This is a genomic window from Pseudomonas sp. Pf153, from assembly GCF_001269775.1.
GTDB classification, from domain to species: Bacteria; Pseudomonadota; Gammaproteobacteria; order Pseudomonadales; family Pseudomonadaceae; genus Aquipseudomonas; species Aquipseudomonas uvaldensis.
On the sequence record NZ_LHVL01000029.1, the window covers coordinates 1 to 11,488 of the forward strand.

Genomic DNA, 11,488 nt, shown 5'->3' on the forward strand with positions numbered 1-11,488 from the left:
GTGGGAGATTCTATGTTGCAGGGCAACCCTGCAACATCGGCTTCGGCTGGTATTCGCTCTGATTTTTCATCAGAGCGAATGCAACTCGGCAGAGCTTACGGGCAAGCACCACCAATGCCTGAGTTTTTGAAAAGCCTCTTGCCAGGTATGACTCGTAGAAGGGTTTCCATCTAGGCGAGCGAGAGGCCGTCATCGCAGCGATGTGAGCTAAGCGCCTTATCTCTGGATCGCCTTTCTTGGTTAGATACCGGGGGCCATTCTTTTTGCCAGAGTCATCCACCCTCAGGTCCATTCCCAAAAACGCAATAAATGCATTGCTGTTCGCAAAATTGCCCCGCATGTAACTGGTGGCCAGTCCGGTTGCGACCAGCTCGCCTACGCCTTCGATGGCTTTACAACGGACGATGTTTTCTGCAATTCCTGAGTCTTTGCTGACCTTTCGTAGCAGTTTCTGAATAGCCTTGATCGCTTGCTCAAAGGCTGTTTGCTGAGTGGCCAGCGCTTCCTTCAGCAGAGGCTCGTCGATCCAGCTCAACATCAGAGCGGTATGATTTCTGACCAGCGTCGCACGTCTATGAAGCAAGCTCTTTAGCGTTGTGTAGGCCTTTGGAGGGGGACACCAGAGCCGCAGCTCGTGCTGTTCATTGGTCAAATACCGCGCTAACAAACGAGCATCACAAGGATCGTTCTTGGCTCGCTGCCCAATGCCGCGACGATAGTTACTTACCCGATAAGCATCCACGACATAAACCTGATGCCCCATCGCATGAGCCAAGTCGACGGTGTCCAGGTGATAAATGTTGGTAGCTTCAATGGCAATGGCGCTTTGGGCGGGCAACGTTTTAAGCCAGCGTTTTAGGGTTGTTCGATCATTCTTAACGGTATCTATCGTTTGCAGATCAGAGCGATATACAGCGATTTCGGCCTTAGCGACATCAATGCCAACAACCGTTTGCGAGGTAAGGATTGTCATAACAAATCCTCGGGGCTAGGGTTTAGGTGCTTGTCGGGGTCTACCTTTGCGCTGGCTTGCATCTATCGTCGATCTTGTCGATGAATTCCATATTGGCGCTTTGGGTAGAAGGGGCGGGACGAGAAGTCTCCCACGGTCCGTACTGGCTAGAGTCGGAATCGAGCTTTTAGTCCCGCCCACCCCTTCAAGTCTAAACATACAAGCGAGCCTGCTCGCGATAGCGTCGGATCAGCCAACAGAGATGTTCATCCATGCACCGCCATCGCGAGCAGGCTCGCTCCCACATCAGGAATGTGTCCCATAGGGATATATGGGCTGTTCCAATAAAAATGCCCCTGATGGCGGGATCAGGGGCATTTTCTACGGCTTGGAAAACTCAGCGATTGCGGGTCAGCAGCGCTGGTTTCTCGCCCCGTGGGCGGCTGGGCAGTTGATCCAGCTGTTCAGGCGTCGGGAAACGATCGAGCTTCGATTCCTTGTGCATGATTTTCGGCTGGTTGCCGCGTGGGCTCTGCACTGCTGGTTCCTGGCGCGCCTGGTCGTCACGGGCCGGGCGGCGAGGGCGGGAGTCCTCGCGGCGAGCCTGACCGTCACGAGCGCCACCGCTACGTGGACCACTGCGCTTGCCCGATGGGCTGCCGTTGGCGGAGCCGCCGCCGTTGCGCGGGCCATTCTGACGACCCTGGGACTGACCACCGCGCGGAGCACCCGAGCCCTGGGCCGGGGCGCCTGGACGGCGACCGCGACCTTGAGAGGGTTTCTGCTGTGGCACGTAATCGACGCGGTTGCCAAAGTTGTCGATATCGTCATCCAGGAACTCATCCGGGGCGCGATCGGCGGGAGGGCGAGGAGGTGTCTGGCGCTGCGCTTCGCGGGCCGGGGTACCTTCGCGAGGCTTGTGTTCACGGGCCGGACGTTCGCCACGGCCGTTGCCGGCCGGTTTTTCCTTACCCTTGTCCTTGCCTTTGTCCTTGCGACCGCCGCCGCTGCCGTTCGGGCCGTCGCCGCGTGGGCCACGGGCATTGCGTGGGTTACGCACGTCCGGACGCTCACGCACTTCAGGCTTTTCGGCCTCGATCGTGCTGGCATCGAAGCCCATCGGATCGCCGTCCGGGATCTTCTGCTTGGTCATGCGCTCGATGCTTTTGAGCAGCTTCTCTTCATCCGGCGCGACCAGCGAGATTGCCTCGCCCGAACGACCGGCCCGGCCGGTACGGCCGATACGGTGTACGTAGTCTTCGTCGACGTTCGGCAGCTCGAAGTTGACCACGTGGGGCAACTGGTCGATGTCCAGGCCGCGGGCGGCGATGTCGGTGGCAACCAGGATGCGCACCTCACCGGCCTTGAAGTCGGCCAGGGCTTTGGTACGGGCGTTCTGGCTCTTGTTGCCGTGGATCGCGACGGCCGGCAGGCCGTGCTTGTCCAGGTACTCGGCCAGGCGATTGGCGCCGTGCTTGGTACGGGTGAACACCAGAACCTGTTCCCAGGCACCCGTGGTGATCAGGTGTGCCAGTAACGCACGCTTGTGGCTGGCCGGCAGGCGGAATACACGCTGTTCGATACGTTCGACCGTGGTGTTCGGCGGCGTGACTTCGATGCGTTCCGGGTTGTGCAGCAGTTTGCTGGCCAGGTCGGTGATGTCCTTGGAGAACGTCGCCGAAAACAGCAGGTTCTGGCGCTTGGCGGGCAGGCGGGCCAGGACTTTCTTCACGTCATGGACAAAGCCCATGTCCAGCATGCGATCGGCTTCGTCCAGCACGAGGATCTCGACGTGGGACAGATCGACGCTGCCTTGACCGGCCAGATCCAGCAGGCGACCCGGGCAGGCCACCAGCACGTCGACGCCACGGGCCATGGCCTGGACCTGAGGGTTCATGCCGACGCCGCCGAAAATGCAGGCGCTGACGAATTTCAGGTCGCGAGCGTAGACCTTGAAGCTCTCGTGCACCTGGGCGGCCAGTTCGCGGGTTGGCGTCAGGACCAGTACGCGCGGCTGGCGCGGGCCGTGACGCTGGGATTTGTCCGGGTGACCGTTGGGGAATAGCCGCTCCAGGATCGGAAGGGCGAAACCGCCAGTCTTACCAGTACCTGTCTGTGCTGCGACCATCAGATCGCGACCTTGCAACACGGCGGGGATGGCCCGCTGTTGCACCGGGGTAGGCTCGGTGTAGCCGGCGGCTTCGATGGCGCCGACTAAAGCCTCGGAGAGACCGAGGGAAGCAAAGGACATGAGTAATCCTGTTTTAGTGAGGGCCTGGCCCAAGGGATGTCTTGCCTGGCGCGAATGACGTTCAACAAGACGTCATCCCGTCCGGTCCTGCCGGGTCTGGAAGGCGGGGCCGGACAAGGCTCGCGCGGGCTGAAAGCTGCGCTGTAGCGGTGTCGGGGTGCCTTTTGCAAGACCGGGCGTCCGGGCGTGAGCCTGGCGGGAAGGGGCGAGTATAACAGAGCAATCGCCTTGCGTTGCTTTCCTGCTGCTCAACGGCTGATTTCAGCGTCGCGCCGCTGGGGCGCTGTCATAGCGAGCGCTCAGCTCGGCATAGGCTGGTTCACGTTTGAACCGTTTGAGTTCGGCGCTGAAGCGTTGTGCCAGCAAATCCATTCCGGCCTTGCGTCGTACCGCCAGATATTGGCTCTGGCGGCTCACAACCGTCGGGTTTTCGGTGATCTGGTCGTCCAGTTGCATCTGTTTGAGCAATTGCCGGCCCACTCGTCGATCGGTGATGAGCAGGTCGATCCGACCCAGTTGCAGCTTGCCGAAGTTGGCTTCATGGGTGGGCGCCGTTTCGCGCTTGAACAAGGTCGATTCCCGGAAGGCCTGGCTGTACAGGTAGCCGGGGGATGTACCGACGGTCAGGCCGTTCAGGTCGTCGAGCGTGCGAAACGGATGGGGCCGTGCGTTGGCATGGAACAGCACGAATTCGACTTCCGACAACGGTTCGCTGGGGTAGAGCAGCAGGGCTTCGCGCTCGTCGCTGCGAAAGATATCCAGAGCCCCATCCGCCAGGCCTTGCTCCAGCATCGCAAGGCAACGTTTCCAGGGCAGGAGCTGCCATTCGACATCGATTCCCAACCGCTTGAAGACAATGACCGCGGTTTCGTAGTCAAGGCCCATGATCTTGCCGCCTTCCTCGTAGACGTAAGGTGCCCAGGGCTCGGTGACGATGCGCAACTTCTCGGCCCGGGCAGCCATGCTCAGGCACAAGAGAAGAAAGACAGTCAGTAACCGGGCAATGATGAGCATGGCCGGAGGTTACGACGAGTGCACTACAAATAGCCAGAGCGCTCTGGCTTGCGGTTCAGTTGCTTTTTGCCTGCATCAGGTGCTGGTAGATCGCTTCGCGCCGCCGGCCCAATACCAGGCGGATCAACGGGTGGTTGAGCCAGCGTTTGAGTTCATGATCTTCCAACGGTTTTTTCAGGCGGTGCTCAACGTTTTCCAGGGCCTTTTCCCACCAGACCGGGGCGCAGGCCTGGTCGAACTGATTGGCGTGGCGATAGCAACCGTAGAGAATTTCGCGCATGAACTGCCGCTTTTGACCCGGCAATGCCACAGTGACGAGCTTATAGAGCAGGCGCTGCATGGTTGGGGGACGGGGAAGGGTTGCGGTGACCTGCCGTGTTTCATCCAGGGCTCGCTGACATACAGGCGCAGCATGGTGTTTATCGAGCCACGCCTTTGTCTTGGCGCGGAACAGCTGCTTGCGGCTCCAGTAGTGATGGATCAGGTCCGGACACTCGCGTACCTGCGCTTGGCGATAGGCCGCCACTGACAGGCAGAACTCTTCCAGGGTGTAGGCACCTTTTGCCATTGGATAAAACTCATCCATCAGGGCGATGGAGCGGTCCAGCACGTGCGCATCGCTGCAATGCATGCCGATCACTCCGGAGTTGAGCAAGGGCATGTCATCGTCCGCCAGGTGCCGTTGCCGCAGGGCTTGCGACAGGGTCACGTAAAGCTCGGCGTCCTTGTTGGCGCCATAGTTCAGAGTGATTGCGTTACAGAGCAGCGTACCTGGCTGGACGCGCCGGAACAGCTCCAGGGGCGAGCAATGGAAGAAGGTATCGGTATCGATCAGCAGGGCCAGTTCAGCTTCTTCGAGTACCTTCTGCATGACCACATGCTTGGCGCGAAAGTGATAGCCGTGGGGCTGGATCCAGGTTTGGCGGGTTTCGTTGTCCAGGGCGCGCAAGCGCACCGGCAGCCCGGTGTAAGGCATCGGGTTGTCGGTAAATACCTGGATGTCCAGCTTTTCATCCGGCGTCTCGCGCAGGCCGGCGATGGCACTGGCGATGCTGAATACTGCTTCCTGGTGATAGGTCTCGGCCCCGTAGACCAGATAAATGAGTTGTGGGGTCGTTGACCTTTGACCGTTTGGCATCGGCTGCAATCCTTGGTGTTCTCGGATAGTAAAAAGGCCTTGGTTTTCGCCAAGGCCTTGATCTACCACCACATTAAGCGTTAACGCGGCAGCTTGAGGTTGTTCCAGACCGCAAGGCTGGGCTCGGCCTGATTCAGGGTATAGAAATGCAGCCCTGGTGCACCACCCTGCAACAAACGCTCACACATTTGTGTGATGACCTCTTCACCGAAGCGCTGGATGCTGGTGGAGTCATCGCCATAGGCCTCCAGTTGCTTGCGGATCCAACGCGGGATCTCGGCACCGCAGGCGTCGGAGAAGCGCGCCAGCTTGCTGTAGTTGGTGATCGGCATGATTCCCGGTACGACAGGAATGTCCACACCCAGCCTGCGCACACGCTCGACGAAGTAGAAATAGCTGTCGGCGTTGAAGAAATACTGGGTGATGGCACTGTTCGCGCCAGCGTTGGCCTTGCGTACGAAATTGAGCAGATCATCTTCGAAATTGCGCGCCTGGGGGTGCATTTCCGGATAGGCGGCTACTTCAATGTGGAAATGATCGCCGGTTTCCTCGCGAATGAAACTCACCAGGTCATTGGCGTGGCGCAGCTCACCGCTGGCCATGCCCATGCCCGACGGCAGGTCACCGCGCAGGGCAACGATGCGCTGGATGCCGGCGGCCTTGTAACGGGTCAGGAGGTTGCGCAGATCGTCCTTGCTGTCACCCACGCAGGACAAGTGCGGAGCGGCGGGAATTTTGACCTCGCTTTCCAGCTGCAGCACGGTGTTCAGGGTGCGGTCACGGGTCGAACCACCAGCACCATAGGTGCAGGAGAAGAAGTCGGGGTTGTAGCTGGCCAGCTGACGAGCAGTGGCGATCAGTTTTTCATGTCCAGCATCGGTCTTGGTCGGGAAGAACTCGAAACTGTAGCGACGGTCTTGGGACATGGAGGGCCTCCAGCTGCGAGCTTCAAGCCACAAGCGTTCGGTATGCCGATTCTTGTGCTTGGCTTGTAACCCGCGGCTGCGTAATAGCGATGAAGAGGTAAGCCCCAAGCTTCAATCGCAAGTAAACAAACAGCTTTTACTTGCAGCTTGAAGCTCAAGGCTTGCAGCTGCTGTCAGTACCGGTAGGCGTGCGGCTTGAACGGGCCTTCGACGGTGACGCCGATGTAGTCAGCCTGTTGCTTGGTCAGCTTGGTGACCACACCGCCGAAACCGCGGACCATTTCCAGGGCCACTTCTTCGTCGAGTTTCTTGGGCAGTACTTCCACGGTCAGGCGCTCGGCCTTCTGGGCCGGTGGCAGGTCGGCGTATTTCTGGCCGAACAGGAAGATCTGGGCCAGGACCTGGTTGGCGAACGAACCGTCCATGATGCGGCTTGGGTGACCGGTGGCGTTGCCCAGGTTCACCAGGCGGCCTTCGGCCAGCAGGATCAGGTAGTCATCGTTCTGTGGGTCGAAGCTGCCAGCGCCAGTGCGGTGAACCTTGTGGACCTGTGGCTTCACTTCTTCCCACGCCCAGTTCTTGCGCATGAAAGCCGTGTCGATTTCATTGTCGAAGTGGCCGATGTTGCAGACCACGGCGCGCTTCTTCAGGGCCTTGAGCATGTTGGCGTCGCAGACATTGACGTTGCCGGTGGTGGTCACGATCAGGTCGATCTTGCCCAGCAGTGCCTTGTCGATGCTGGCTTCGGAGCCGTCGTTGTTACCATCGATGAACGGCGAAACCACCTCGAAGCCGTCCATGCAGGCCTGCATGGCGCAGATCGGGTCGACTTCGGACACCTTGACGATCATGCCTTCCTGGCGCAGGGACTGGGCCGAACCCTTGCCCACGTCGCCGTAGCCGATCACCAGGGCCTGCTTGCCCGACAGCAGGTGGTCGGTGCCGCGCTTGATGGCGTCGTTCAGACTGTGGCGGCAGCCGTACTTGTTGTCGTTTTTGCTCTTGGTCACCGAGTCGTTGACGTTGATGGCCGGGATCTTCAGCTCGCCCTTGGCCAGCATGTCCAGCAGGCGGTGCACGCCGGTAGTGGTTTCCTCGGTCACGCCGTGGACCTTGTCCAGCACGGCCGGGTATTTCTTGTGCAGCAGCTCGGTCAGGTCGCCGCCATCGTCGAGAACCATGTTGGTGTCCCATGGCTGGCCATCCTTGAGGATGGTCTGCTCCAGGCACCATTCATATTCCTGCTCGGTCTCGCCTTTCCAGGCGAATACCGGGATACCGGCGGCGGCGATGGCGGCAGCGGCCTGGTCCTGGGTCGAGAAGATGTTGCAGGACGACCAGCGCACTTCGGCACCCAGGGCAACCAGGGTTTCGATCAGCACGGCAGTCTGGATGGTCATGTGGATGCAGCCAAGGATCTTTGCACCCTTGAGCGGTTGCTCGCCGGCGTATTTGCGACGCAGACCCATCAGGGCAGGCATTTCGGATTCGGCGATGATGATCTCGCGACGGCCCCAGGCAGCCAGGGACATGTCGGCGACTTTGTAATCGGTAAAAGCGGCAGGCGTGATGACAGCGCTCATGAAGAGCCTCCATTCGTAATGTATGCGAATGGGCGCCGTTGTGCGTTTAGTGTCCGTGCGGGTAACCCGTACGAACAACGCCCCATCCGAGCCTGACAGGTCGAGCCTGCTGCAGCGCCCCTCGGACAGGTGGCGGGAACGGCCCTATGGGAGGGCCGGATAAAACGGGCCGATTATAACGGGCTAATCGGATCTTCCAAAGGGTTTCTGTCGGCAAATCAAAAATGCCGATGGACGTTATTGAAACAGCGACGTAGAGCCTGCCCGCCGGGTCTGCCATGATGCGGCTATTCAGCGGTCGATACTCAGGAGTGATCATGAATTTCCACACCCGCAAATGGGTCAAGCCCGAAGATCTCAACCCCAATGGCACGCTGTTCGGTGGCAGCCTGTTGCGCTGGATCGACGAAGAGGCGGCGATCTATGCCATCGTCCAGCTCGGCAACCAGCGTGTGGTGACTAAATACATCTCCGAGATCAATTTCGTCAGCGCCTCTCGCCAGGGCGACATCATCGAGCTGGGTATCACCGCCACCGAGTTCGGCCGCACCTCCATCACCCTGACCTGCGAAGTGCGCAACAAAATCACCCGCAAGAGCATCCTGACCGTCGAGAAGATGGTCTTCGTCAATCTCGGCGAAGATGGCTTGCCAGCGCCCCATGGCCGGACCGAGATCAAGTACGTCAAGGATCAGTTCAAGGATGCTGTTGTCGAGTGAGGGGGGCGGTTTCAAGGCCCAGGAACTTCAGTGCACCACTGAACAGCTCCGGGCGCCGCGTGTCGTAGCTACATCACGCCACCGGTTCAGGAGCTGTATGAACACCCACGAAGAAGGCAAGACCCCTGACCTGTCGGCTCAGGAGCAACACGATGTGGACCGCAACCAGCCCCCGCGGGCGGCGGTGCTGCACGAAATCATCCGCACCCAGGGCAACCAGGAGCTGGAACGCAGTGTCGCCGCGCTCTGGTGGTCGGCCCTGGCAGCCGGATTGACCATGGGCCTGTCGTTGATGGCGATGGGGCTGCTCAACTCCCGACTGCCGGATCACGAAGGCTTCAAGGTGATCGCCAGTTTCGGCTACTGCGCCGGTTTTCTCGCGGTCATTCTTGCGCGCCAGCAGCTCTTCACTGAAAACACCCTGACCGCCGTGCTGCCGATCATGAGCAAGCCCACCCTGGGCAATTTCGGCCGTTTGTTGCGGCTGTGGGGGGTGGTGCTGGTGGGCAATCTGTGCGGCACCCTGCTGGTGGCCTACGTGATGTTGCACCTGCCGATCTTCGACCGCCGCACCGACCTGGCTTTCCTGGAAATCGGCCGCAAGGTCATGGAAAACGACACGGGCCAGATGTTCGCCAAGGGCATCATTTCCGGGTGGATGATCGCCACCATGGTCTGGATGATCCCCTCCATGGAAAGCGCCAAGATGTGGATCATCATTCTCATCACCTACCTGATGGCGCTCGGGGACTTCACCCACATCGTCGTCGGCTCGGCCGAGGTGTCCTACCTGGTCTTCGCCGGCCAGTTGTCATGGGAGGACTTCTGGCTGGTGTTCGCCGCGCCGACCCTGACGGGGAATATCATCGGCGGCAGTTGCATCTTCGCGCTGATCAGTCACGCACAGGTGCGCAGCGAGAGCGGCACGCCTAGTCGGCCGCACCCAGCGGGATCTCCTGGCGACGCTGGCGATAAATGAAATACACGGCGGTCAGCACGGTCAATCCGCCGACCAGGGCGCCGGTCCACGGCAGGTCGGCCAGGTTGACCCCGCTGGACACCACCAGGCCGCCGATCCAGGCACCGGTCGCGTTGCCAAGATTGAACGCGCTCTGGTTCAGGGTCGAACCGAGGTTCGGCGCTTCGTGGGCCTGATCGATGATCAGCAATTGCAGGATCGGGCACAGGGCGAAGGCGAATATCCCCCACAACACCAGCGTGATCGCCGCCGGGATCACGGATTGGCTGGTCTGGCTGAACGCCGCCAGTACCAGCACCACGGCCAGGGCCATGCCTACCAGTGACGGCAGCAGGCGTCGGTCCGCCAGGCGCCCGCCAAGAAAGCTGCCCGCCGTCAATCCGACCCCGAACAACAGCAACATGATCGTAATGCCGTGGGGGCTGACGCCGGTGATGTCCTGCAGGATGGGCGCGATGTAGGTGAAAACGCTGAACAGGCTGGTGGACGCCAGCACGCTCATGCCCAGAGCGAGCAGCACGTTCGCCTTGCCCAGGACCTTGAACTCGCTGGCGAGGTTGGCTTTTTCCATGGGTATCTCCCTGGGCAGCCAGGCCCATTGGGCAATGGCAGCGATCACGCCGATCACCGACACCGCCCAGAACGTCGAGCGCCAGCCGGCGTATTGTCCCAATGCCGTGCCCAGCGGTACGCCCAGGACATTGGCCAGGGTCAGACCGGTAAACATCATCGCGATGGCCTGGGCCCGTTTGTTCGGCGCCACCAGCCCGGCAGCTACCACCGAGCCGATACCGAAAAATGCGCCGTGACACAAAGCGGTGATGACCCGCGCAGCCATCAGGGTGAGGTAGTTCGGGGCCAGCGCGCAGAGCACGTTGCCCAGAATGAACATCAATGTCATGCCCAGCAGCGTGGCCTTGCGCGGCATGTTGGCGGTGCCGACCGCGAGCACCGGCGCGCCGAACACGACGCCCAGGGCATAGCCCGTAATCAGCAGCCCGGCCTGGGGGATACTCACGGCCAGGTCGCGGGCGACATCCGGTAGCAGCCCCATGATGACGAATTCGGTGGTGCCGATGCCGAAAGCGGCAACGGCCAGGGCAAGCAAGGCGAGTGGCATGCGCAAGGTCTCTGTCTGTAGTCTTGACGCTCTGATCAGGCATACGCATGCCGATGCCCTTCGAGCAAACGGGGGCAGCAGCGAAATTATTGGAATTGATTTATGCGCAACTGAATGCGGCGTGGTCGTTTGCAGTATAAACAGCTGTCGACGGATCGCGAAAAAAACATCGGTCGTTTGACGGGTACGAAAAGGAGTGTGCTGTGCTTGCAACGGTCCTGATGTTGGTGGCGGCGCTGTTGTACGCGCTATTTGAAAGAACCTTTTGGTCGGCTGCGGCTCTTAGCCTGCGCACTGGTGTTGGTCGGCATGCTGGTGATGAAGCGCTGACCGGAGACCGGATCCCTGATTTATCCATGAAACCCAAAGAAGGAACTGCGTCATGACGGTTGCCCTGTGGTGTATTTTGATCGCCATCATCCTGCCTTACGTGTGCATTGCCATCGCCAAGATCGGCGGAAGATACCGGTTGCAGGATAACCACGACCCCCGGGATTTCCTGGAGAGTCTCGAAGGCGCACCCCGGCGTGCCTATGCCGCGCATCTGAACAGCTTTGAAATCACCCCGGCATTCGCCGCCGCTGTGATCGTTGCGCACCTGGCCGGCAATGCCGAACTGGTGACCATCAACGTGCTGGCGGTGCTGTTCATCACCAGTCGTCTGCTCTACATCATTTGCTACCTGGCGGACTGGGCAATCCTGCGTTCTCTGGTGTGGTTGGTGGGGCTGGGGCTCATCGCCAGTTTCTTCTTTGTTTCGATCTGAGCCTGCCTGATTTCGTTGTTGCCTGTGGGGGCCCCACAGG

11 protein-coding genes and 1 riboswitch are annotated in these 11,488 nt (G+C 60.1%); of the genes, 4 read left to right on the plus strand and 7 right to left on the minus strand.

Features of this window, described 5'->3' with window-relative positions:
• Nucleotides 1-10 precede the first annotated feature (10 nt).
• The 6 genes from AD666_RS20675 to ahcY form a co-directional block, all read right to left on the minus strand.
• Nucleotides 11-973, minus strand: coding sequence for an IS110 family transposase (locus AD666_RS20675; RefSeq protein WP_053147561.1), 963 nt, complete (start codon nt 971-973; stop codon nt 11-13).
• A 376-nt stretch (nt 974-1,349) separates the two neighbouring features.
• Nucleotides 1,350-3,203, minus strand: coding sequence for a DEAD/DEAH box helicase (locus tag AD666_RS20680; protein ID WP_053155985.1), 1,854 nt, complete (start codon nt 3,201-3,203; stop codon nt 1,350-1,352).
• Nucleotides 3,204-3,464: 261 nt separating this feature from the next.
• The gene (locus tag AD666_RS20685; protein ID WP_156315970.1) at nt 3,465-4,217 is read right to left on the minus strand and encodes an ABC transporter substrate-binding protein; all 753 of its coding nucleotides are present in this window, start codon (nt 4,215-4,217) and stop codon (nt 3,465-3,467) included.
• Between the two features lie 55 nt (nt 4,218-4,272).
• Nucleotides 4,273-5,355, minus strand: a complete 1,083-nt coding sequence (locus AD666_RS20690; protein ID WP_053155989.1) for a hypothetical protein — start codon at nt 5,353-5,355, stop codon at nt 4,273-4,275.
• An 80-nt stretch (nt 5,356-5,435) separates the two neighbouring features.
• Entirely contained in the window at nt 5,436-6,281 is an 846-nt protein-coding gene (gene metF, locus AD666_RS20695) for a methylenetetrahydrofolate reductase [NAD(P)H] (RefSeq protein WP_053155992.1), read from the minus strand.
• A 173-nt stretch (nt 6,282-6,454) separates the two neighbouring features.
• Nucleotides 6,455-7,864 (minus strand): adenosylhomocysteinase, encoded by a 1,410-nt coding sequence (gene ahcY / locus AD666_RS20700; RefSeq protein ID WP_053155995.1) that lies wholly within the window; start codon nt 7,862-7,864, stop codon nt 6,455-6,457.
• 23 nt (nt 7,865-7,887) lie between these two features.
• Nucleotides 7,888-7,993: riboswitch (S-adenosyl-L-homocysteine riboswitch) on the minus strand.
• Nucleotides 7,994-8,181: 188 nt separating this feature from the next.
• Between ahcY and AD666_RS20705 the strand changes: the two genes are divergently transcribed.
• Nucleotides 8,182-8,583: an acyl-CoA thioesterase gene (locus AD666_RS20705; protein WP_003206420.1), complete on the plus strand. Its 402-nt coding sequence runs from the start codon at nt 8,182-8,184 to the stop codon at nt 8,581-8,583.
• A 97-nt stretch (nt 8,584-8,680) separates the two neighbouring features.
• Nucleotides 8,681-9,562 (plus strand): formate/nitrite transporter family protein, encoded by an 882-nt coding sequence (locus AD666_RS20710; protein WP_053155998.1) that lies wholly within the window; start codon nt 8,681-8,683, stop codon nt 9,560-9,562.
• Here the strand turns inward: AD666_RS20710 and AD666_RS20715 are convergent.
• Nucleotides 9,513-10,682 carry an MFS transporter gene (locus AD666_RS20715; RefSeq protein ID WP_053156001.1) on the minus strand — a complete coding sequence of 390 codons (1,170 nt, stop codon included), beginning with the start codon at nt 10,680-10,682 and terminating at the stop codon, nt 9,513-9,515. The two genes, AD666_RS20710 and AD666_RS20715, sit on opposite strands and share 50 nt — an antisense overlap.
• A gap of 203 nt (nt 10,683-10,885) precedes the next feature.
• On the opposite strand from AD666_RS20715, the gene AD666_RS26495 reads away from it, so the two are divergent.
• Complete coding sequence (locus AD666_RS26495; RefSeq protein WP_156315971.1) at nt 10,886-11,068, plus strand: hypothetical protein; 183 nt, start codon at nt 10,886-10,888, stop codon at nt 11,066-11,068.
• The gene (locus AD666_RS20720) at nt 11,065-11,448 is read left to right on the plus strand and encodes an MAPEG family protein (protein WP_053156004.1); all 384 of its coding nucleotides are present in this window, start codon (nt 11,065-11,067) and stop codon (nt 11,446-11,448) included. Before AD666_RS26495 ends, AD666_RS20720 begins: the two co-directional genes overlap by 4 nt.
• The last annotated feature ends 40 nt before the right edge of the window (nt 11,449-11,488 follow it).